Annotated in this window: 17 protein-coding genes; 11 read left to right on the forward strand and 6 right to left on the reverse strand. The window is 61.5% G+C overall.

All coding sequences use genetic code 11. The features are described from left to right. The first annotated feature begins 2 nt into the window (after positions 1-2). The 11 genes from murD (at position 3) to BFQ04_RS16125 (ending at position 12390) form a co-directional block, all read left to right on the forward strand. The gene (gene murD, locus BFQ04_RS16075; RefSeq protein WP_065951652.1) at positions 3-1349 is read left to right on the forward strand and encodes a UDP-N-acetylmuramoyl-L-alanine--D-glutamate ligase; all 1347 of its coding nucleotides are present in this window, start codon (positions 3-5) and stop codon (positions 1347-1349) included. After that, positions 1346-2569, forward strand: a complete 1224-nt coding sequence (gene ftsW, locus BFQ04_RS16080; protein ID WP_065885825.1) for a putative lipid II flippase FtsW — start codon at positions 1346-1348, stop codon at positions 2567-2569. The genes murD and ftsW overlap by 4 nt, the downstream gene beginning before the upstream one ends. Further along, positions 2559-3632 (forward strand): undecaprenyldiphospho-muramoylpentapeptide beta-N-acetylglucosaminyltransferase, encoded by a 1074-nt coding sequence (gene murG, locus BFQ04_RS16085; protein ID WP_065951653.1) that lies wholly within the window; start codon positions 2559-2561, stop codon positions 3630-3632. Before ftsW ends, murG begins: the two co-directional genes overlap by 11 nt. Further along, the gene (gene murC / locus BFQ04_RS16090) at positions 3625-5070 is read left to right on the forward strand and encodes a UDP-N-acetylmuramate--L-alanine ligase (RefSeq protein WP_065951654.1); all 1446 of its coding nucleotides are present in this window, start codon (positions 3625-3627) and stop codon (positions 5068-5070) included. The genes murG and murC overlap by 8 nt, the downstream gene beginning before the upstream one ends. After that, the gene (locus BFQ04_RS16095; RefSeq protein ID WP_065951655.1) at positions 5067-6023 is read left to right on the forward strand and encodes a D-alanine--D-alanine ligase; all 957 of its coding nucleotides are present in this window, start codon (positions 5067-5069) and stop codon (positions 6021-6023) included. Before murC ends, BFQ04_RS16095 begins: the two co-directional genes overlap by 4 nt. 3 nt (positions 6024-6026) lie before the next feature. Then, entirely contained in the window at positions 6027-6896 is an 870-nt protein-coding gene (locus BFQ04_RS16100) for a cell division protein FtsQ/DivIB (RefSeq protein ID WP_065951656.1), read from the forward strand. 15 nt (positions 6897-6911) lie between these two features. Beyond that, the gene (gene ftsA, locus BFQ04_RS16105) at positions 6912-8174 is read left to right on the forward strand and encodes a cell division protein FtsA (RefSeq protein WP_057724626.1); all 1263 of its coding nucleotides are present in this window, start codon (positions 6912-6914) and stop codon (positions 8172-8174) included. Positions 8175-8340: 166 nt separating this feature from the next. Beyond that, positions 8341-9546 (forward strand): cell division protein FtsZ, encoded by a 1206-nt coding sequence (gene ftsZ, locus BFQ04_RS16110; protein ID WP_065951657.1) that lies wholly within the window; start codon positions 8341-8343, stop codon positions 9544-9546. 112 nt (positions 9547-9658) lie between these two features. Continuing rightward, positions 9659-10570, forward strand: coding sequence for a UDP-3-O-acyl-N-acetylglucosamine deacetylase (gene lpxC / locus BFQ04_RS16115; RefSeq protein WP_003171886.1), 912 nt, complete (start codon positions 9659-9661; stop codon positions 10568-10570). 349 nt (positions 10571-10919) lie between these two features. Beyond that, positions 10920-11393, forward strand: a complete 474-nt coding sequence (locus BFQ04_RS16120; protein WP_065951658.1) for a CesT family type III secretion system chaperone — start codon at positions 10920-10922, stop codon at positions 11391-11393. Further along, entirely contained in the window at positions 11386-12390 is a 1005-nt protein-coding gene (locus BFQ04_RS16125; RefSeq protein WP_139111936.1) for a hypothetical protein, read from the forward strand. Before BFQ04_RS16120 ends, BFQ04_RS16125 begins: the two co-directional genes overlap by 8 nt. A gap of 79 nt (positions 12391-12469) precedes the next feature. On the opposite strand, the gene BFQ04_RS16130 is transcribed toward BFQ04_RS16125, so the two are convergent. The 6 genes from BFQ04_RS16130 to BFQ04_RS16155 all read right to left on the reverse strand — a co-directional run bounded on the left by BFQ04_RS16130 (position 12470) and on the right by BFQ04_RS16155 (position 22099). Further along, positions 12470-13960: a sensor domain-containing diguanylate cyclase gene (locus BFQ04_RS16130; RefSeq protein WP_065951660.1), complete on the reverse strand. Its 1491-nt coding sequence runs from the start codon at positions 13958-13960 to the stop codon at positions 12470-12472. A gap of 185 nt (positions 13961-14145) precedes the next feature. Then, on the reverse strand, positions 14146-15468 hold the full coding sequence (locus tag BFQ04_RS16135) for an OprD family porin (protein WP_065951661.1): 1323 nt from the start codon (positions 15466-15468) through the stop codon (positions 14146-14148). 309 nt (positions 15469-15777) lie between these two features. Continuing rightward, a complete protein-coding gene (locus BFQ04_RS16140) occupies positions 15778-17142 on the reverse strand; it encodes a heavy metal sensor histidine kinase (protein WP_065951662.1) in 1365 nt (454 codons plus the stop codon). Continuing rightward, the gene (locus BFQ04_RS16145; protein WP_065885833.1) at positions 17132-17809 is read right to left on the reverse strand and encodes a heavy metal response regulator transcription factor; all 678 of its coding nucleotides are present in this window, start codon (positions 17807-17809) and stop codon (positions 17132-17134) included. The genes BFQ04_RS16140 and BFQ04_RS16145 overlap by 11 nt, the downstream gene beginning before the upstream one ends. A gap of 31 nt (positions 17810-17840) precedes the next feature. Further along, positions 17841-20936, reverse strand: a complete 3096-nt coding sequence (locus BFQ04_RS16150; protein ID WP_065951663.1) for a multidrug efflux RND transporter permease subunit — start codon at positions 20934-20936, stop codon at positions 17841-17843. Beyond that, positions 20933-22099 carry an efflux RND transporter periplasmic adaptor subunit gene (locus BFQ04_RS16155; RefSeq protein WP_065951664.1) on the reverse strand — a complete coding sequence of 389 codons (1167 nt, stop codon included), beginning with the start codon at positions 22097-22099 and terminating at the stop codon, positions 20933-20935. Before BFQ04_RS16155 ends, BFQ04_RS16150 begins: the two co-directional genes overlap by 4 nt. Positions 22100-22237: the final 138 nt, after the last annotated feature.

The following is a 22237-nucleotide window of genomic DNA, read 5'->3' on the forward strand; positions in this document are numbered from 1 at the left end:
GAGTGTCCCTGATCGCTTCAGACCACTTCCGCATCGTTGTCGGCCTCGGCAAGAGCGGCATGTCCCTGGTTCGCTTCCTGGCGAACCGGGGCACGTCGTTCGCCGTGGCCGATACGCGGGAAAATCCACCGGAGCTGGTCACGCTGCGCCGTGACTACCCGCACGTGGAAGTGCGTTGTGGCGAGTTGGATGTCGAATTTCTGTGCCGCGCCGATGAGCTCTACGTGAGCCCCGGCCTGGCATTGGCCACACCGGCCCTGCAAGCCGCTGCGGCGCGCGGCGTGAAGCTGTCGGGCGATATCGACCTGTTTGCGCGTAACGCCAAGGCGCCGATCGTGGCCATCAGCGGTTCCAACGCGAAAAGCACCGTGACCACCCTGGTCGGCGAGATGGCGGCGGCTGCCGGCAAGCGCGTGGCGGTGGGCGGCAATCTGGGGATGCCTGCGCTGGACCTGCTCAGCGATGACGTCGAGCTGTACGTGATGGAGTTGTCGAGCTTCCAGCTGGAAACCACTCACGATCTGGGCGCCGAAGTGGCGACCGTGTTGAACGTCAGCGAAGACCATATGGACCGCTACAGTGGTCTGCCGGCTTATCACCTGGCCAAGCACCGGATCTTCCGGGGAGCCAGGCAATTTGTGGTCAACCGCCAGGATGCCCTGAGCCGTCCACTGATAGGCGAGGGCATGCCGTGCTGGACCTTCGGCCTGGGCAAACCCGACTTCAAGGGGTTTGGCATTCGCGAAGAGAACGGCGAGAAGTACCTGGCCTTCGAATTCCAGAACCTGATGCCGGTGCGCGAACTGAAAATCCGTGGCGCCCATAACCAATCCAATGCGTTGGCAGCCCTGGCCCTCGGCCACGCGGTTGGCCTGCCATTCGACGCCATGCTCGCCAGCCTGCGCACGTTCGCCGGCCTTGAGCATCGCTGCCAGTGGGTGCGCGACCTCGATGGCGTCAGCTATTACAACGATTCCAAGGCCACCAACGTCGGCGCTGCCCTGGCGGCCATCGAAGGCCTGGGTGCCGATATCGACGGCAAGCTGGTGCTGATTGCCGGTGGCGACGGCAAGGGTGCCGACTTCAAGGACCTTAAAGGCCCGGTGGCTGCGCATTGCCGCGCCGTGGTGCTGATGGGCCGCGATTCGGACCTGATCGCCGCCGCCCTGGGTGACGCCGTGCCGCACGTGCGCGCCACTTCCCTGGATGACGCGATTGCCCGGTGCAAGGCCCTGGCCCAGCCGGGTGATGCGGTGCTGCTGTCGCCGGCCTGCGCCAGTTTCGACATGTTCAAGAACTATGAAGAGCGCGGCCAGCTGTTCGCCCGCGCCGTGGAGGCTTTGGCATGAGCCTCAACCTGAAGAACATCATCAAGCCGTACCCGTCGCCGATCATCACCGGGCGCGGCATCGACCTTGACTTCCCAATGCTCGCCGGTTGCCTGGCGCTGCTCGGCCTGGGCCTGGTGATGATCACCTCGGCGTCTTCCGAAGTGGCCGCCGTGCAGTCGGGCAATACCCTGTACATGATGATCCGTCACCTGGTGTACCTGGTGATCGGCCTCGGCGCCTGCATCGTCACCATGATGATTCCGATCGCCACCTGGCAGCGCCTGGGTTGGCTGATGCTGATCGGTGCGTTCGGTTTGCTGGTCATGGTGATCCTGCCCGGCATCGGTCGCGAGGTGAACGGTTCGATGCGCTGGATCGGCTTCGGTGCGTTCAACGTGCAGCCGTCGGAAATCGCCAAGGTGTTCGTGGTGATTTACCTGGCCGGCTACCTGGTACGCCGTCAGAAAGAAGTGCGCGAAAGCTGGATGGGCTTCTTCAAGCCGTTCATCGTGCTGCTGCCCATGGCCGGCCTGCTGCTGATGGAGCCCGACTTCGGTGCCACCGTGGTGATGATGGGCGCCGCGGCTGCGATGCTGTTCCTCGGCGGTGTCGGCCTGTTCCGCTTCACCTTGATGGTGGTGCTGGCTGTCGCGGCCGTGACGATCCTGGTGCAGGCGCAACCCTACCGGATGGCGCGCCTGATTACCTTTACCGACCCGTGGTCCGACCAGTTCGGTTCCGGCTACCAGTTGACCCAGGCGTTGATCGCTTTCGGGCGCGGCGAGTGGCTGGGCGTGGGCCTGGGCAACAGCGTGCAGAAGCAGTTCTACCTGCCGGAAGCGCACACCGACTTCGTGTTCTCGGTACTCGCCGAGGAACTGGGCGTGGTCGGTTCGCTGTGCACCGTCGCGCTGTTCGTGTTCGTGTGCGTGCGCGGCATGTACATCGGCTTGTGGGCCGAGAAAGCCAAACAGTATTTCGCCGCTTATGTGGCGTACGGCTTGTCGTTCCTGTGGATCGGCCAGTTCCTGATCAATATCGGCGTGAATGTCGGCTTGTTGCCGACCAAGGGCCTGACCCTGCCGTTCCTCAGTTACGGCGGCAGTTCGCTGGTGATTTGCTGCGCTTGCCTGGGCTTGTTGCTGCGCATCGAGTGGGAGAGTCGCACGCACCTGGGCAGCGAAGAGATGGAGTTCAGCGAAAGCGACTTCGCCGAGGAGCCGACTCATGGGCGCTAACGTGCTGATCATGGCTGGCGGCACCGGGGGCCATGTGTTCCCGGCCCTGGCCTGCGCGCGCGAATTCCAGAGCCGTGGCTACAGCGTGCACTGGTTGGGCACGCCGCGCGGTATCGAGAACGAGCTGGTGCCGAATGCCGGTTTGCCGCTGCACCTGATCAACGTCACCGGCTTGCGTGGCAAGAGCAAATTGTCCCTGCTCAAGGCGCCGTTCGTGTTGCTCAAGGCGGTCATGCAGGCGCGAAAAATCATTCGTCAGTTGAAGCCTGTGTGTGTGCTCGGCTTTGGCGGTTATGTGACCGGCCCTGGTGGGGTGGCGGCAAAACTCGCCGGTGTGCCGGTGATCGTGCACGAACAGAACGCCGTCGCCGGTACTGCCAACCGCTTGCTGGTGCCCCTGGCCGCGCGGGTATGTGAAGCATTCCCGAACACCTTCGCGGCTTCGGACAAACGCCGCACCACCGGTAACCCGGTGCGTGCCGAGCTGTTCATGGACATTTTTGCCCGTGAGGCGCTGGCCGGGCGCAAGGCACATCTGCTGATCCTCGGTGGAAGCCTGGGCGCCGAGCCACTGAACAAATTGCTGCCCGAAGCCGTTGCGCAACTCCCTGAAGCGCTGCGCCCGGAAATCTTCCATCAGGCCGGCAAGCACCACGATGAAGTCACCGCCACGCGCTATCGCGAAGCCGGTGTCGAGGCGAATGTACAGCCCTTCATCAAAGACATGGCCCAAGCCTATGGCTGGGCCGACCTGGTGGTCTGTCGCGCTGGTGCGCTGACCGTCAGTGAACTGGCCGCCGCCGGTCTGCCGTCGTTGCTGGTGCCTCTGCCCCATGCAATCGACGATCACCAGACCCGCAACGCCGAATATTTGGCCGGGGAGGGCGCTGCCTTCCTGCTGCCGCAAAGAACGACTGGCGCCGCCGATTTGGCCGCACGCCTGACCGAGGTTTTGATGCAACCGGAACGACTCAATAGCATGGCGAGCACCGCAAGCCGCCTGGCCAAACCAGACGCAACCCGAAAAGTGGTCGATATCTGCCTGGAGGTGGCCCATGGTTGAGAATCAGAAAGCCATGCCGCAACCGGAAATGCGCCGCATCCGTCGCATCCACTTCGTCGGTATCGGCGGCGTGGGCATGTGCGGCATTGCCGAAGTATTGCTGAACCTGGGCTATCAGGTGTCCGGCTCTGATTTGAAAGAGTCGCCGGTCACCGAGCGCCTGAAGTCCTTTGGCGCGCAGATCTTTATCGGCCACCGTGCCGAGAACGCCGCCGAGGCTGATGTCCTGGTGGTGTCCAGTGCTGTGAACACCTCCAACCCGGAAGTGGCCACCGCCCTCGAGCGCCGTATCCCCGTGGTGCCGCGCGCCGAGATGCTCGCCGAGCTGATGCGCTACCGCCACGGCATCGCCGTCGCCGGTACTCACGGCAAGACCACCACCACCAGCCTGATCGCCTCGGTGTTCGCCGCCGGCGGCCTGGACCCGACCTTCGTCATCGGTGGCCGCCTGAATGCAGCCGGCACCAATGCCCAGCTCGGCACCAGCCGCTACCTGATCGCCGAAGCCGATGAAAGCGATGCGAGCTTCCTGCATCTGCAACCGCTGGTCGCCGTCGTCACCAACATCGACGAAGACCACATGGCGACCTACGACGGTGACTTCAACAAGTTGAAGAAAACCTTCGTCGACTTCCTGCACAACCTGCCGTTCTACGGGTTGGCGGTGGTGTGCCTGGACGACCCGGTGGTGCGCGAAATCCTGCCGCAGGTCAAGCGCCCGACCGTGACCTACGGCTTCAGCGAAGACGCCGACGTACGCGCGATCAACGTACGCCAGCAAGGCATGCAGACCTTCTTCACCGTGCTGCGCCCGGACCGCGAGCCGCTGGATGTCTCGGTGAATATGCCCGGCAACCACAACGTACTGAACTCCCTGGCGACCATCTGCATTGCCACCGACGAGGGCGTCAGCGATGAAGCCATTGTCGAAGGCCTGTCGCGCTTTGCCGGTGTCGGCCGGCGCTTCCAGGTCTACGGCCACCTGCCGGTCGAAGGCGGTGACGTGATGCTGGTGGACGACTACGGTCACCACCCGACCGAAGTCGCCGCCGTGATCAAGGCCGTGCGCGGTGGCTGGCCGGAGCGCCGCCTGGTGATGGTCTACCAGCCGCACCGCTACAGCCGTACCCGCGACCTGTACGACGACTTCGTCAATGTATTGGCCGATGCCAACGTGCTGCTGCTGATGGAGGTCTACCCGGCCGGTGAAGAACCGATCCCGGGCGCCGACAGCCGCAAGCTGTGCAACAGCATCCGTCAGCGCGGGCAATTGGACCCGATCTACATCGAGCGTGGCGTGGACCTGGCGCCGATCGTCAAGCCGCTGCTGCGCGCCGGCGACATCCTGCTGTGCCAGGGTGCCGGTGATATCGGTGGTCTTGCGCCTAAATTGCTGGCCAGCCCGCTGTTTGCCGCCGGGAAGGGGAAGTCGAAATGATCACTGATTACGCCTCCCTGTTCTCCACGGTCGCGCCGGCCGACTTCGGTCGCGTCGCGGTGCTGTTCGGCGGCAAGAGCGCCGAGCGCGAAGTGTCGCTCAAGTCTGGCAATGCCGTGCTTGAAGCCCTGCAAGGCGCGGGTGTGAACGCCTTCGGCATCGACGTGGGCGATGACTTCCTCGCGCGTCTGCTGGCCGAAAAGATCGACCGCGCCTTCATCATTCTGCATGGCCGTGGCGGTGAAGACGGCAGCATGCAGGGCCTGCTTGAATGCGCCGGCATCCCTTACACCGGCAGCGGCGTGCTGGCCTCGGCGCTGGCCATGGACAAATTGCGCACCAAGCAGGTGTGGCACAGCCTGGGGATTCCGACCCCGCGTCACGCCGTGCTGTGCAGCGAAGACGATTGTATTTCTGCGGCCAAGGAACTGGGCCTGCCTTTGATCGTCAAACCAGCCCATGAAGGCTCCAGTATCGGCATGGCCAAAGTGAACTCGGCCGCCGAATTGATCGACGCATGGAAAGCGGCAAGCACCTACGATTCGCAAGTGATGGTGGAACAGTGGATCCAGGGTCCCGAGTACACCATCGCCACCCTGCGTGGCCAGGTATTGCCGCCCATCGCATTGGGCACGCCCCACACTTTTTACGATTACGACGCCAAGTACGTGGCTTCCGATACCCAGTACCGGATTCCCTGCGGTCTTGACGCAACCAAGGAACAACAGTTGATGGACCTCACGGCGAAAGCCTGTGAGGCGCTGGGTATCGCCGGTTGGGCGCGGGCAGACGTGATGCAGGATGACCAGGGCAATTTCTGGTTCCTGGAAGTCAACACCGCACCGGGCATGACCGACCACAGCCTGGTCCCTATGGCCGCCCGTGCCGCCGGCCTGGATTTCCAGCAGTTGGTGCTGGCGATCCTGGCCGCCAGCATCGAGCCAAGAGGCTAAGACATGAAAGGCGCATCGCTTCGTCATCAGCCCCCACAAGCACCGAGCCGCAAGCCGGTGCCACGGGGTGCCAGCCGCATGGTGGCCAAAGAGCCGATGTCGGCGCGCCTGCCCAAAGCCAACTTTGGTTTCGTCAAAGCGCTGTTCTGGCCGGTGTTGCTGGTGGTGCTGGGCTTCGGCACCTACGAGGGCGCGCAGCGCCTGTTGCCGTATGCCGACCGGCCGATCACCAAGATCAGCGTGCAGGGCGACTTGAGCTACATCAGCCAGCAAGCGGTGCAGCAGCGCATCAGCCCGTTCCTGGCGGCGAGCTTCTTCACCATCGACCTGGCCGGCATGCGCGCCGAGCTGGAACAGATGCCGTGGATCGCCCACGCCGAAGTCCGCCGCGTATGGCCGGACCAGGTGACGATCCGCTTGGAAGAGCAACTGCCCGTGGCCCGTTGGGGCGACGGGGCACTGTTGAACAACCAGGGCCAGGCGTTTGCGCCGCGTGAAGTGGCGAACTATGAGCACCTGCCGCAGCTGTTCGGGCCGCAGCGGGCGCAGCAGCAAGTGATGCAGCAGTACCAGGCCTTGAGCCAGATGCTGCGGCCACTGGGCTTCTCCATTGCACGCCTGGAATTGCGTGAGCGGGGCAGCTGGTTTCTGACGACCGGGGCAGGCAGTTCCGGCCCGGGCATCGAGTTGTTGCTGGGACGCGACCGCTTGGTGGAAAAGATGCGCCGCTTTATTGCCATCTATGAAAAAACCTTGAAAGAACAGATCACGAACATTGCGAGCGTCGACCTGCGTTACGCCAACGGCCTGGCCGTCGGTTGGCGTGTACCGGCGGCGCCCACGGCAGCACAACCCGCTGTCGCGAAGAATTAAGAAGAGGCAGGACCCATGGCAAACGTGCAAAGCGGCAAAATGATCGTCGGTCTCGATATCGGCACCTCCAAGGTGGTGGCGCTGGTCGGCGAGGTCGGTGAAGACGGCACGATCGAAATCGTCGGTATTGGCACGCATCCGTCCCGGGGCCTGAAGAAGGGCGTGGTGGTGAACATCGAGTCCACCGTGCAATCGATCCAGCGCGCCATCGAAGAAGCGCAGCTGATGGCCGGTTGCCGGATTCACTCGGCGTTCGTCGGCGTGGCCGGCAACCATATCCGCAGCCTGAACTCCCACGGCATCGTGGCGATCCGCGACCGTGAGGTCAGCGCGGCCGACCTCGAGCGCGTCCTCGACGCCGCCCAGGCCGTGGCGATCCCGGCTGACCAGCGCGTGCTGCATACCTTGCCGCAGGACTACGTGATCGATAACCAGGAAGGCGTGCGCGAGCCGCTGGGCATGTCGGGCGTGCGCCTGGAAGCCAAGGTCCACGTGGTGACCTGCGCCGTCAACGCGGCACAGAACATCGAAAAATGCGTGCGCCGCTGTGGCCTGGAAATTGACGACATCATTCTTGAGCAGTTGGCGTCCGCGTATTCGGTACTGACCGACGACGAAAAAGAACTCGGCGTGTGTCTGGTGGACATCGGCGGCGGCACCACCGACATCGCGATCTTCACCGAGGGTGCGATCCGTCACACCGCCGTGATCCCGATCGCCGGCGACCAGGTCACCAACGACATCGCCATGGCGTTGCGTACACCGACCCAGTACGCCGAAGAAATCAAGATCCGCTACGCCTGCGCCCTGGCCAAGCTGGCCGGTGCCGGTGAAACCATCAAGGTGCCGAGCGTCGGCGACCGTCCGCCGCGCGAACTGTCGCGCCAGGCCCTGGCCGAAGTGGTCGAACCGCGTTACGACGAGCTGTTCACCCTGATCCAGGCCGAGCTGCGCCGCAGCGGCTACGAAGATTTGATCCCGGCCGGCATTGTGCTGACCGGTGGTACCTCGAAGATGGAAGGCGCGGTCGAACTGGCCGAGGAAATCTTCCACATGCCGGTGCGCCTGGGCGTGCCCCATGGCGTCAAGGGCCTGGGCGACGTTGTGCGCAACCCGATTTATTCCACCGGTGTGGGCTTGCTGTTGTACGGGCTGCAAAAGCAGACCGACGGCATTTCCCTGTCGGGCCCGAGTATCCGCGACAGCTACCGCAGTGATGACGAAGCCAAAGCGCCGTTGTTCGAGCGGCTGCAGGCGTGGGTCAAGGGGAACTTCTGACGAAGTTAGCTTCAAGCTTCAAGCTTCAAGCTTCAAGCTTCAAGCTTCGAGCGGCGAATTTTAGGTTTCAAGTAACACGCTTCAGGCTTGCAGCTAATAGCTTGCAACTTGGAGCTGCAGTAAAGCAGTAGGCGAAAAAACTAGAGAAAACGAAAGGAGAGGGAACATGTTTGAACTCGTAGACAACATCCCCGCTAGCCCGGTTATCAAAGTAATCGGTGTCGGCGGTGGCGGCGGCAACGCTGTCAACCATATGGTCAAGAGCAACATTGAAGGCGTTGAATTCATCTGCGCCAACACTGATGCCCAGGCGCTGAAAAGCATCGGCGCGCGGACCATCCTGCAATTGGGCACAGCCGTGACCAAGGGCCTCGGCGCTGGCGCCAATCCGGAAGTCGGCCGTCAAGCTGCCCTGGAAGACCGCGAGCGTATTGCCGAAGTGCTGCAAGGCACCAACATGGTGTTCATCACCACCGGCATGGGCGGCGGTACCGGTACCGGTGCAGCGCCGATCATTGCCGAAGTGGCCAAGGAAATGGGGATCCTGACCGTCGCTGTCGTGACCCGTCCGTTCCCGTTCGAAGGCCGCAAGCGTATGCAGATCGCCGACGAAGGTATCCGTCTGCTGTCTGAAAGCGTCGACTCGTTGATCACCATCCCCAACGAGAAACTGCTGACCATCCTGGGCAAGGACGCAAGCCTGCTGTCCGCGTTCGCCAAGGCTGACGATGTACTGGCCGGTGCCGTTCGCGGTATCTCCGACATCATCAAGCGCCCAGGCATGATCAACGTCGACTTTGCCGACGTACGTACCGTCATGAGCGAAATGGGCATGGCGATGATGGGCACCGGCTGCGCCAGCGGTCCGAACCGTGCACGCGAAGCCACCGAAGCGGCCATCCGCAACCCGCTGCTCGAAGACGTGAACCTGCAGGGTGCACGCGGCATCCTGGTGAATATCACCGCCGGCCCTGACCTGTCCCTGGGTGAGTACTCCGACGTGGGTAGCATCATCGAAGCCTTCGCTTCCGAGCATGCCATGGTCAAGGTCGGTACCGTTATCGATCCGGACATGCGCGACGAGCTGCACGTAACCGTGGTTGCGACCGGCCTGGGTGCGAAAATCGAGAAGCCTGTAAAGGTCATCGACAACACCCTGCACAACAGCCAGGCCAGCCACGCCAGCCAGTCGACTGCTGCTCCAGCGCCTTCGCGCCAGGAATTGCCGTCGGTGAACTACCGTGACCTGGACCGTCCGACCGTGATGCGCAACCAGGCTCAGGCCGGTGCTGCGGCGTCCCGTAGCCCGAATCCGCAAGACGATCTGGACTACCTGGATATCCCGGCATTCCTGCGTCGTCAGGCCGATTAATGGAATGTATCAGGGCTATGAAGGTGATTGGTGTTCAGCAAAGGTCTGGTCTGCTATTATCGCCAGCCTTTGTTGATACCAGTTCGCAATTTGCGCTGAAGCGGTCCAAGCCATGATTAAACAACGCACCCTGAAGAATATTATTCGTGCCACAGGTGTAGGTCTGCACTCCGGGGAGAAGGTATACCTGACCCTCAAGCCTGCACCTGTCGACACCGGCATCGTGTTTGTGCGTGCCGACCTGGACCCTGTGGTGCAGATTCCTGCTCGCGCGGAAAACGTTGGCGAAACCACGATGTCGACCACACTGGTCAACGGTGACGTCAAAGTGGATACGGTGGAGCACTTGCTCTCGGCCATGGCTGGCCTGGGCATCGATAACGCCTACGTCGAGCTCTCCGCGTCCGAAGTCCCGATCATGGATGGCAGCGCTGGTCCCTTCGTATTCCTGATTCAATCTGCCGGCCTGGAAGAACAGGACGCAGCCAAGAAGTTCATTCGCATTCTGCGGGAAGTGACAGTGGAAGACGGCGACAAGCGCGCCACCTTCGTCCCGTTCGAAGGCTTTAAAGTGAGCTTTGAGATCGATTTCGATCACCCGGTATTCCGTGACCGCACCCAAAGTGCAAGCGTGGATTTTTCCAGCACTTCGTTCGTAAAAGAAGTCAGCCGCGCCCGTACCTTTGGTTTCATGAGTGACATCGAGTACCTGCGCAAGCACAACCTCGCACTCGGCGGCAGCGTTGAAAACGCCATTGTGGTCGACGCGGATGGTGTACTGAACGAAGACGGCCTTCGCTACGAAGACGAATTCGTCAAGCACAAGATCCTCGATGCAATCGGTGACCTCTACCTGCTGGGCAATAGCCTGATAGGCGAGTTCAAAGGCTTCAAGTCGGGCCACGCCCTTAACAACCAGCTGCTGCGCAAGTTGATTGAGCAGACAGACGCTTGGGAAGTCGTGACCTTCGAAGATGCCAGCACCGCACCGATCTCTTACATGCGTCCCGTTGCGGCGGTGTAAGTAACAACTCTCTTTCTTTAGTTTTTAAAGGCTGCCTTCGGGTGGCCTTTTTTTTGGCTTGAATCTAACGACCTCGTGATTGTTCGGCCTGCATGAATATCGGGTCTGGCAATATGGGTGGCCCGGCGAGCAGATCAGTTCCAGAAGGAATGCACAGAATCTTCTTGCAATAGTTAGTCGGTTTTCTTCACGTCTGAGACCTGAGTAATGTAACAACGTACGTGGTTGGCCGCATGGATGCTCTGGATTGAAATTTTTTCGAGTTTCGGAGTAATAGTTATGTTGATGATTTTTCTGCTGGAAAGAGTGTTCAGTTTGACTTCAACGGCTATGCCCGGAGTGTCCGAATATGAATAAGCAAGACGGCATTTTACAGGCGTTTGGGATGATGCTCGGATTACCCGGACTCATGTTTGATACTTCACGTGTTTGTCAGCTGCGCGTGGAGGGTCTCAGATTGGCGCTTTATGATAATCGCGCCAGAAAGAGTATGACGCTTCTGTGTGAACTCTCGGACCCGTCGAAAAACCGTGCGCAAATCGAAGACTGGCACAAGTTTCTTCTCGAATACCAGTTTAAGTACTTGCATGAAAACACAGCTGTTATCGGGTTCAGCGCTGCGTCAGAAGCCCTGGTTGCGATGAAGCACATCGCTAACGACGAACTGTCGCTGTCACTGCTCGGTAGTAACCTGAATGCATTGATTGAATGGGTGCTGGAATGTTTTCACCAGTTTTCCTCGAGATCGCAGCAGGTGCCCGTCAGCTTGCCATCCGTCGCGCAGACGTCTTTCAACTGCCTGAGCAGAGGTCACTATGCCTAGTATCAGCCCGACCAATGTCCCCAATAACCTGCCAGTTTTCGCCGAAGGGCAGGCATCACGCAGTGGGGAAAGCAGCGGTATAGAACGCCGTGTCACCGCCGGTGATGTCAATGGCTCGTTAAGCGCATCATTGCCCGGTTCATCGGGTAAAGGCTCCGGAATTCACGAGGATGTCGCGGCGCGACAAATTGTGAAGGCGTTTCGGGGGTTTATCAGTGGCAAATGCCGTGAGCGAATGATTCACAACGGAGCGATCTGGAAGGCCACGGCGGCGGGTACGGAGAAGAGTCACATTGATGACCTCTCCAGAAGCAACCTTCATACGTTGCGTAAAGAGCTCGGTGGGTTGTCCGCACAAGAGAGTAGTTTTCTGCAGAATTTCTTCAAAGTGCCGCTGTATGCGACACATAGTACAGCCGCGCCGGTTAAGCGCGACGATGACAGCGTTGCATTGTTTTCGCGGCAGAAACTTATTGATCGTCATATTATTTTTAATACTGAAAACTCACCTCAGGAAGATATAAAACTGTTGGGCAATGATGATTTTGTGTTCTTTGCCTTGGAGGCAGGCAGTGAGCCGAAGAAACCTAGTAGTCGGTTTGGCGGCACGACGTACCGATTTGATTTTGACGCGACTGCCTTCAAGGAGTCCGCGTGGTTAAGCCTGGTTGAAATGCGTTTTGCGAAGACGCCTAATTTGGATCGGCATATTGACGGCCTGAACAGTACTGAATACGCGAATCTTTCAAAGCGCACACTTCAACCGTTTGAAACGGTTTTTTCCGGGGGCGATATGAAGGCCGGTATTGGATTATCGCTTATCCGGGATTTGCGTAAGCTTTCACCGACGACCAATCATCGTCTACTGAGCTGCACGGGTGAGGTGGAAATCAATAAGCTGATTAACGGCCTCTATCGTCCAGAAATAAAAGTCGCCAGGCACTTTTTCTCGAATAACTATATGGAGGCCGCCGTGAGGAAGGATGACAAGGCATAACGCCTATCCTTAACGCCATGCGGGGCGCCGTGTCGGGATGCATGCACCCTGGCTCGATTGATACGTGCGGGTTGCGGTGTTACAGCAAAGCGCTGTCCACAATCCGATTACGCCCCGTATGCTTGGCTTCGTACAACGCCTGGTCCGCGCTCAACAGCAGTGCTTCTAACGACACACGGCTGCGCTTGGTCCAGGTGCTCATGCCGATGCTCACGGTGACCGATTGTTCGTCTCCCGCCCTCCTTGGCAAATACTCGACGCCACTGCGGATATGCTCGGCAATCACCCAGGCGCCCTTGGCGTCGGTGTGCGGCAGTACTACCGCAAACTCCTCCCCGCCGTAACGCGCCGCCAAGTCGGCCGGCCGGCGAATATTGCTACCGATCACCTGGGCCACGTTTCGCAGAGCCTCATCGCCACCATGATGCCCATGGCGGTCGTTAAACGCCTTGAAGTGGTCGACGTCGATCATCAGCACCGTCAGCGGTTCGGTCGAGCGTTGTGCTCGGTCCCATTCCAGGCGCAGGCGCTCGTCCAGGGTGCGGCGGTTGGCCAGACCGGTAAGGGCATCGGTCCCTGCCAGTTCTGACAGCACCTGCTCGACCCCGTGGCGCCGTCGCAGCTCCTTGCACAGCGCCCAGGTCAGCCATAACAGGCCAATGCATAACACCCCCGTTGCGAGGCTGACCAACCACGCTGCGCGTCGCCAGGGCGCGAATACTTCATCGCTGGCCAGGGCCACCGCGACGATCAACGGCAAATTGCCCACGCTGGAGAAACTGTAGAGCCGCCCCTGATGATCGACACTGGAGACGCTGCGAAAATTACCGTCCCGCTCGCGTAGCATGCGTGCCACATTGGGCCGCGAACTCAGGTCCTTGTTGATCATATTCACTTCCAGCAAGGGCTCCTGGGCCAGCAGGATACCGTGATGGTTGAGCAGATTGATGGTGCTGCCGGCGCCGATATTCAGGCTGCTGAACAGTTGGTGGAAGTATGAAAGGCGCATGGAGGCGACCGCCACCCCTTGAAAGCCTCCGTGCGCTGAAGAAACCCGGCGGCTGAACGCAATGCGCCATGGGTCTTCGCATTCACAGCGGGCCATGAACGGTCGACTGATATACAACCCGATATCGGAGTTGCCACGGTGGACCTGGAAATAGTCGCGGTCGGCGAAGTTGCCAGTCTTGGGTGTGAGCAGGGAAGAGTCGGCAATCACCTCGCCGCTTGGATCCAGCAGCAGGATGTCGCCCTTGTACGGCGCTGCGTTGGAGCGGTCGAACAGCACCAGGTGCCGGATGCTTGCCGGTAGGCCCTGCAGGTCGTTGCGCGCGGTCGCGGCGATCAGGCCTTCGAGGGCCATGTCATACAGCTCGACGTTGCGTAGCACATCGGCGTCGATCAATTGGGTGATGGTATTGGCGGTGCGCTTGGCGGTCTGCAAGGTGTTGGCGTGTTCACGAATCAACAGAGCGGTGACGATACCCACGATCAGCAATACCGTGAGGGTGCTGCCCAGGATCAACAAGCGCTCCGGGCGGCGGGTAGGGCGGGCAGGGCTTGGGCTCATCGGGCGTACTTCTGCGTTGAGATGCCCTTAGCGTAGTAGCAACTCTGGAATATGGCGCAGAACCAAATGTGGGAGGGGGCTTGCCCCCGATAGCAGAGTGTCAGCAAATGATATGTTGACTGGCCCACCGCTATCGGGGGCAAGCCCCCTCCCACATTGGATCTTAATCGTCAGCACGATCGTGATCAGAACACGTTGATCGGATAGTCCACGATCACCCGATACTCATCCACATCCCGATCCACCGCCGAATAGCCATTGCCACCTCGGTTGGTCGCCCATTGCAGGCGCACCGCCAGGTCTTTGGCCTTGCCGCCTTGCACCACGTACTTCAAGTCGATGTCCCGCTCCCAGTGCCTGGCGTTCTTGCCATCGGCGCTGTACCAGCTGCCGTAGCCGCGGCTGTTCGGGTCAACGCGCGTCAGGTCGGTCTTGCCGCTGATATAGGACACGGCGGACGTCAGGCCCGGCAGGCCGACACCGGCAAAATCGTAGGCGTACTTGAGCTTCCACGAACGCTCGTTGGGGCCGTTGAAGTCCGAATATTGCTGGGAGTTGTCCAGGTACACGCTGTCGCCCTGGGTGATGTAGTCGAACGGCGTGTTGCCGTTGACCCGCTGATACGCGGCGGTGACGCTGTGGTTGCCCACGCCTACGGTGACATGCAGGCTGTAGGTGTTGTTGTCGATATCGCCGAGCAGCGCCTGGCCGGTGTCCTGGGTGTGGTAGTAGTGCAGGCCGGGGGTCAGGCTGACCAGGTCGTTCAGTGCGTAGGTGTATTCAAGGTCGTAGTAGTACTGGTGCCATACGTCCTTGAGTTCGGCGGCGTACAGGTTGCTGGTCAGCCCCGGGATCGCGCTGAACGATACACCGGCCCAGTTCAGGTGCTGGCTGTCGGCGTTGGCCGGCAACGCGCCGTAGCTGGTGCCGATGCGCCGGTGGCCGCTCTGATTGTAGAGCTTGGTAAAGCTGGCCTGGCCGCCTTCGAACATCCAGCCGTCGAGGCTGTGGTTGCTCAGGCTCACACCGCGAAACGTCTGGGGCAGCATGCGCGTCATGCCGCCGGCGATCACCGGGTTGTTGAGGAACAGGTCGCCGGCCTTCAACTCGGTGTCGAACGCACGCATTTTCAGGGTGCCGCCAGCGGTGGAGAACGCACCGGGCGCCTTGCCGTTGCCGCTGCCGTACGGAAGGATGCTGGAGCCGTCCGTGCCGCCACCGCCGTCGAGCTTGAGGCCGAGCATGGCGTTGAGGTCCAGGCCGAAACCGACTGCGCCCTGGGTGTAGCCGGACTCGAAGGTGCCGATAAAGCCCTGGCCCCACTCTTTGCTGTCATCGGTGTGAATGTCGCGGCGGTCGCGGTTCATGTAGTAGTTGCGGGTGTTGATCGTGAGGTGCGAACCCTCGACGAAACCGTCGGCGGGTGCAGTGTCTGCCGCGTGGGCAAGAGGGGTGATCGTTGCTGCGATTGCGAGGAATAACGGGGTGAACGTCAGCGAGTTCTTCACCGGTGGAGCTCCTTTGGTCAAGCATGAACGGCCAGTGTCGTGGGGGTGTGCCCGGCCTTTTTTTACGGCAAAAAAAAGCCGCTGAAGTCAGCGGCTTTAAGACAGATTCCCAGTGTAGAGCCCTGGAAATAAGTCGAGGGAAATTCGGGTGAGTGGTCAGCTGCCTTTGCCGGCGCGCTCATCGATGCGTCAAAGTAACGCAGGTGAGCGCTGCGATACAGAGTGTAACAAGATAATGACTGTTGCCCAAATCGCAACAGTTGCCAGGAGACATGCACATAACCTAACTGTGGGAGGTGTTCTCCAGACTCAGACAGGCAGGGTCATGCCGAAGGTATTGCCGCCACCTTCGCTGCGCACGAACACATCCCCGCCATGCATCAACGCAATCGCCTTGACGATGGCCAGCCCCAGCCCGTGATTCGCGCCGCTGTTGCTGCGTGACGCGTCCACTCGGTAAAACCGTTCGAACAGGCGCGGCAGGTGTTCGTCGGCAATCGCCTCGCCGGGATTGGTCACGCCGATCGTCACCTGTTGCGCCTGCACCTCTATATGCACGTCGATGACCTGCCCCGGCGCGGTGTGTTGCACGGCATTGCTCAGCAGGTTGATCAGTGCGCGTCGCAGGTGGGCCTTTTCGATCTGCACCCGAGCATCGCCGTGCACACGTACGGTTACCTGGGCGTCTTCGAGGATGAAGTCCAGGTAGTCGAGGGTGGTGGCGACTTCATCGGCCAGGGCGCTTTCGATCAGCTTGGTGGCCTTGCTGCCCTGGTCGGCACTGGCGAGGAACAGCATGTCGTTGATGATTGAGCGCAGCCGCTCCAGTTCTTCCAGGTTCGATTGCAGCACCTCGAAATAATGCTCGGCCGAGCGCCCGCGGGTCAGTGCGACCTGGGTCTGGCCGATCAGGTTGGTCAGCGGCGAGCGCAGTTCATGGGCGACGTCGGCGTTGAAGGATTCCAGGCGTGAGTAGGCGAGTTCGACGCGGTCGAGGGTGGCGTTGAACGAGTTGACGAACTGGCTCAGTTCCGGCGGCAGCGGTGACAGTTGCAGGCGCCCGGAGAGCTTGGGCGGTGCGAGTTTGCGGGCTTCGGCCGAGAGCTTTTGCAGGGGTTTGAGGCCGATGCGCGACACCCAGAAACCCAGCAACGAGGCCATGACCACGCCGACCAGCGCCAGGCTGACCAGCGCCACCAGCAGATGGTGCTGGGTGGCGCGGAAATTCTCGGTGTCGATGGCGATCATGAAACGCAGCGGCGGGCGTTGCTCCTTGGCGGCAAACTGGCTGACCAGCACCTTGAACGGGTAATCGTGGCCGGGCAGGCGCAGGTCGCGTTTCCCGGTCGGGCCCTGGGCAAACGCACGAATCTGCGCATCGGGCTCGCCGTATTCGTAACCCGGGTCGCTGCTGACCACCCAGAAGCGGATGCGCTTGTCTTCTTCGCCCAGCAGCTTGAGCTTGGCCTTTATCTTGACCCAATGCTCCGGCGTACCGAAGCGGTTCACCGAGGATTCCAGCACGCTGTAGCGCGCATCCAGCTCGGCCCCCGGCAACAACCCCAGGCCGCGGTCCACTTGCTGGTAGAGCGCGCCGCCGATCAGCACGAAGATCAGCAGCGCCACCAGGGTGAACATGCCGCTCAGGCGCAGGGCGATGGAGTTAGCCGGCACTGCGGTTCTCCAGCACGTAGCCCATGCCACGGATGGTGTGCAGCAGCTTGTGCTCGAAGGGCCCGTCGAGTTTGGCGCGAAGGCGCTTGATCGCCACCTCGACGACATTGGCGTCGCTGTCGAAATTGATGTCCCAGACCATCTCGGCAATCGCGGTCTTGGACAGGATTTCGCCCTGGCGCCGCGCCAATACGCTGAGCAACGAGAACTCCTTGGCGGTCAGGTCCAGGCGCACGCCGTTGCGGCTGGCCTTGCGGCTGATCAGGTCGATCCACAGGTCGGCCACCGTCACCTGCACCGGCTCATGCCCGCCGCTGCGCCGGGTCAGTGCTTGCAGGCGCGCCACCAGTTCCAGGAAGGAAAACGGCTTGCCCAGGTAGTCGTCGGCGCCTTCGCGCAGGCCACGGATGCGATCTTCCACGCGCTCGCGGGCAGTGAGCATGATCACCGGGGTCTGTTTGCGCGCACGCAAGGCGCGCAACACGCCAAAGCCGTCGAGCGCCGGCAGCATCACGTCCAGCACGATCACCGCGTAATCGTTCTCCAGTGCCAGGTGCAAACCCTCGACGCCTTCGCGCGCTACGTCGACGGTGTAGCCTTGCTCCGTCAGGCCGCGGTGCAGGTAGTCCGCAGTTTTTTCTTCATCTTCGATAATCAGGACGCGCATCAGCCTTTTGTTCCAGGGCGGGGCCTTGGCCTCAGTGTGTGGTCGCCAGCGCGAGCGCCGGTTTGGGCCTGTGGAAAAAACGTTCAAGGTACAAGTATATGACTGGCGTGGTGAACAGCGTCAGCGCCTGGCTCACCAGCAAGCCACCGACCACCGCGATGCCCAGCGGTTGGCGCAGCTCCGCGCCGGGGCCGGAACCGAGCATCAACGGCACCGCGCCAAGCAAGGCGGCGAGGGTGGTCATGATGATCGGCCGGAACCGCGTGACACAGGCTTCGTAGATCGCCTCCTCAGGCGGCAGGCCGCGCACGCGCTGGGCCTCCAGGGCGAAGTCGATCATCAGGATGCCGTTTTTCTTGACGATGCCGATCAGCAGCACCAGGCCGATCAAGGCCATGATCGAGAAGTCCTGGCCCAGCAGCCACAGCATGATCAACGCGCCCAGGCCCGCCGAGGGCAGGGTGGAAATGATCGTCAGCGGGTGCACGAAACTCTCGTACAGTACGCCCAGGATAATGTAGACCGCCACCAGTGCCGCGAGGATCAACCATGGCTGGCTGGCCAATGAACTCTGGAACGCCTGGGCCGCGCCCTGGAAATTGCCGATGATCGCAGCGGGCATGCCAATGTCGTTCTTGGCCTGGTTGAGCATGATCACCGCATCGCCCAGCGCCACCCCGGGCGCCAGGTTGAACGACAGGTTGGCGGCGGGGAACATGCCGTCATGGCTGATGGACAGCGGCCCCACCGTAGGCGGGTCGACCCTGGCCAGCGCCGACAGTGGCACCATCTCGTTGGTCAGCGGCGAGCGCAGGTAAAAATAGTTCAGGCTCTCGGCCTTGCCGCGCTGCTGGCGGTCCAGCTCCAGCACCACCTGGTACTGGTTGATTTCGGTCTGGTACTCGTTGATCTGGCGCTGGCCGAAGGCATCGTACAGCGCCTGATCGACATCGGTGGCGCTCAGGCCGAAACGCGCGGCGGCCTGGCGGTCGATCGTGATGTGGGTGATGCTGCCGCCCAGTTGCAGGTCGTTGGACAGGTCACGAAACGCCGGGTTGGTGCGCAGTTTTTCGGTGAGTCGCTGGGTCCAGGTGTTCAGTGTCGGACCGTCGTTGCTCTTGAGCACGTACTGGTACTGGGCGCGGCTGGGACCGGAGCTCAAGTTGATGTCCTGGCCGGCGCGCAGGTACAGGACGATGCCCGGCACCTTCGCCAGCTGCGGGCGGATGCGGTCGATGAACTGACTGGCGGACACGTCGCGGTCGGCGCGGTCTTTCAAGGCAATCCAGAAGCGGCCGTTGGCGATGGTCTGGTTGCTGCCGGTCACCCCCACCGAGTGGGAGAAGGCCTGCACCGCCGGGTCGGCCTTGACGATCTCGGCCAGGGCCTTGTGCTTGGCGACCATGTCCGGGTACGACACATCGGCCGCCGCCTCGCTGGTGCCGAGCACAAAACCGGTGTCCTGCACCGGGAAGAATCCCTTGGGGATAAACACGTAGCCGACCACGGCGAGGGCCAGGGTTACCACGAAGATCATCGCCATGCTGCGTTGGTGGGCCAGGGCGCGGCGCAGGTTGCGCGCATAGCCGGCCAGCAGACGCTCGCTGAACGTGGGTTTGGCATGGGCAGGATGGGTCGGCGCACGCATGAACAGCGCCGCGAGGGTGGGCGCCAGGGTCAGCGAGACCACCACCGAAATCAGGATGGTCGAGGTGGCTGTCAGCGCAAACTCCTTGAACAGCCGCCCGACCACGCCGCCCATGAACAGCAGCGGAATGAATGCCGCCACCAGCGAGAAGCTGATGGACACCACGGTAAAGCCGATCTCGCCCGAGCCTTTGATCGCGGCCTCGCGCTTGTCCAGCCCGGCCTCCAGATGCCGGTGGATGTTTTCCACCACCACAATCGCATCGTCCACCACAAAGCCCACGGCAATCACGATGGCGACCAGGGTCAGGTTGTTCAAGCTGAAGCCCATCACATACATCAGCGCGAAACTGGCCACCAGCGAAACACCGAGCACGGCCGACACAATCAACGTCGCCGACAGTTGGCGCAGGAACAGCGCCATCACCGCCACCACCAGCAGGATGGCGATCAGCAGGGTCATTTCCACTTCATGCAGGGAGGCGCGGATGGTCTTGGTGCGGTCGGTCAATACGCTGACCTGCACCGAGGCCGGCAGCATGGCTTCCAGGCGTGGCAGTGCTTGCTGGATGCGGTCGACCGTGTCGACGATATTCGCGCCCGGCTGGCGCGAAATCACCAGGTTGACCCCCGGTGTATCGCCGGACCAGGCTTGCACGTAGGCGTTTTCCGAACCGTTGATGACCCTGGCGATATCACGCAACTGCACCGGCGCGCCATTCTTGTAGGACACAATCAACTGGGCGTATTCGTCAGGGTGAAACAGTTGATCGTTGGTCGACAGGGTCGACACACTGTCGGCGCCGTAGATCGCGCCCTTGGCCAGGTTCAGGCTCGACTGCTGGATGGCCAGGCGAATGTCCGCGAGTGTCAGGCCGACCGCCGCGAGTTTGTCGGGGGAGGCCTGCACGCGAATCGCCGGGCGTTGCTGGCCGGTGATGTTGATCTGGCCGACACCGTCGATCTGGCTGATCTGGCGCGCCAGCAGGGTTTCCACGTAGTCGCTCAGTTCGGTGCCGGGCATGCTGGCGGAGCTGACGCTGAGGATCAGCACCGGGCTGTCGGCCGGGTTGACCTTCTTCCAGGTCGGCAGGCTCGGCATATCGCCGGGCAGCTTGCCGGAAGCGGTATTGATCGCGGCCTGGACTTCCTGGGCGGCGGTGTCGATGCTTTTGTCCAGGGTGAATTGCAGGGTCAACAGGCTTGAGCCCAAGGCGCTGCTGGACGTCATCTGGGTCATGCCGGGGATGGCGCTGAATTGCACCTCAAGCGGCGTCGCCACCGATGAGGCCATGGTGTCCGGGCTGGCGCCGGGTAGCTGGGCGGTGACCTGGATCGTCGGAAACTCCGCTTCCGGCAGTGGCGCAACGGCCAGGCGCGGGAAGGCAATGATGCCCAGCAGCACCAGGGCAAACGTCAGCAGCAGGGTGGCGACCGGATGATCAACGCACCAGGCCGAGGGCGAGCGACTGCCACTCATGGCTGCACCTTGGCATCGGCGGTCTGGATGATTGGCGGCGGCTCCTTGAGCACCTCCACCCGGGCGCCGGCCTTGAGCCGCGACTGGCCGTCGCTGACCAGCACATCCCCGGCCCGCACGCCCTCGATGATATTCACCTCGCTGTTCTGGTAGCGGACCTGCACCGGCACCACTTCGACGTGGTCAGCGTTGAGCCGGTACACGAAATGCGAATCCAGGCCACGCTGCACCACAGTCGGCGGCACCACCAGGGCGTTTCTGTCGAGCGCGGTCTGGATCTTGATGGTCACCAGTTGTCCCGGCCACAGCTTGTGCGCGCTGTTCGCGAACTCGGCCTTGGCGCGCAGGGTGCCGGTGCTGGAACTGATCTGGTTGTCGATCACGCTCAAGTGGCCTTCGCCGAGCAAGTCGCCGGTGTGGCCATCGGTGTCGGCGCCCAGGTAGGCATTCACGCTGGCTCTCTGGGGCGCGGCGATCAGGCCTTGCAGGCTCGGCAGCATCTGCTGTGGCAGGGAAAACTCGACAGCAATCGGGGCGATCTGGGTGACCGAGAACAACCCCTGGGTATCGCTCATGCGCAGGAAGTTTCCTTCATCCACCGTGCGAATGCCCACGCGGCCACTGACGGGGGAGCGAATCTGCGTGTAGGAAAGCTGTACTTGAGCCGCATCAATCGCTGCCTGGTTCCCCTGCGCGCTGGCCTTGAGCTGATTGACCAGTGCTTGTTGCTGGTCGTAGGTCTGCTTCGACACGCCGTCGTCGATACTCAGGGCCTTGTAGCGCTTGAGGTTGACCAGCGCCACTTGCAGCTGCGCCTGGCTCTCCCCCAGTTGTGCCTTGGCCTGGTCGAGGCTGGCGCGGATCGAGCGGTCATCGAGGGTTGCCAGCAAGTCGCCGGCCTTCACCGGCTGGCCTTCCTTGACCAGCAACCGAGTGAGAATGCCGTCGATCTGCGGGCGGATCACCACGCTGTGCAACGACAATACCGAGCCGATGCCGCTGACGAACCGGGGTACATCCTGTTGCGCCACGCTCACCACGCGTACTGGAATCGCACTGGGTGCCGCCAGCCTGGCCTTGGCGGGCCGAGTCATCGTCCAGGCTGTCACTGCCAGAACCAGAAGGGCGCCCACCAGCAGGGCCGTGTTTCGTTTTAGGTGCATAGGATGAACGCCGCAGGTGCAGTTGCAAGATTCAAGCTGCAAGCTGCAAGTTTGTGTCAATGGCTTATAACTCGGTAAACCGGTCAGCACGGTGACTGCAAACTGACAGCCGTGACAGCTGAGCTATTTGACTTGCGG

The organism is Pseudomonas sp. 37 R 15 (assembly GCF_900004865.1).
GTDB lineage: Bacteria > Pseudomonadota > Gammaproteobacteria > Pseudomonadales > Pseudomonadaceae > Aquipseudomonas > Aquipseudomonas fluorescens_AM.

Excerpts from the sequence above, each read along its gene's own strand:
- ftsW (WP_065885825.1), top strand. The coding sequence starts at position 1,346 with ATGAGCCTCAACCTGAAGAACATCATCAAGCCGTACCCGTCGCCGATC.
- BFQ04_RS16130 (WP_065951660.1), bottom strand. The coding sequence starts at position 13,960 with ATGAGCCCAAGCCCTGCCCGCCCTACCCGCCGCCCGGAGCGCTTGTTG.
- BFQ04_RS16150 (WP_065951663.1), bottom strand. The coding sequence starts at position 20,936 with ATGAGTGGCAGTCGCTCGCCCTCGGCCTGGTGCGTTGATCATCCGGTC.
- BFQ04_RS16155 (WP_065951664.1), bottom strand. The coding sequence starts at position 22,099 with ATGCACCTAAAACGAAACACGGCCCTGCTGGTGGGCGCCCTTCTGGTT.
- BFQ04_RS16120 (WP_065951658.1), top strand. The coding sequence starts at position 10,920 with ATGAATAAGCAAGACGGCATTTTACAGGCGTTTGGGATGATGCTCGGA.
- BFQ04_RS16145 (WP_065885833.1), bottom strand. The coding sequence starts at position 17,809 with ATGCGCGTCCTGATTATCGAAGATGAAGAAAAAACTGCGGACTACCTG.
- BFQ04_RS16095 (WP_065951655.1), top strand. The coding sequence starts at position 5,067 with ATGATCACTGATTACGCCTCCCTGTTCTCCACGGTCGCGCCGGCCGAC.
- BFQ04_RS16100 (WP_065951656.1), top strand. The coding sequence starts at position 6,027 with ATGAAAGGCGCATCGCTTCGTCATCAGCCCCCACAAGCACCGAGCCGC.
- lpxC (WP_003171886.1), top strand. The coding sequence starts at position 9,659 with ATGATTAAACAACGCACCCTGAAGAATATTATTCGTGCCACAGGTGTA.
- murG (WP_065951653.1), top strand. The coding sequence starts at position 2,559 with ATGGGCGCTAACGTGCTGATCATGGCTGGCGGCACCGGGGGCCATGTG.
- murC (WP_065951654.1), top strand. The coding sequence starts at position 3,625 with ATGGTTGAGAATCAGAAAGCCATGCCGCAACCGGAAATGCGCCGCATC.
- ftsA (WP_057724626.1), top strand. The coding sequence starts at position 6,912 with ATGGCAAACGTGCAAAGCGGCAAAATGATCGTCGGTCTCGATATCGGC.
- ftsZ (WP_065951657.1), top strand. The coding sequence starts at position 8,341 with ATGTTTGAACTCGTAGACAACATCCCCGCTAGCCCGGTTATCAAAGTA.
- BFQ04_RS16125 (WP_139111936.1), top strand. The coding sequence starts at position 11,386 with ATGCCTAGTATCAGCCCGACCAATGTCCCCAATAACCTGCCAGTTTTC.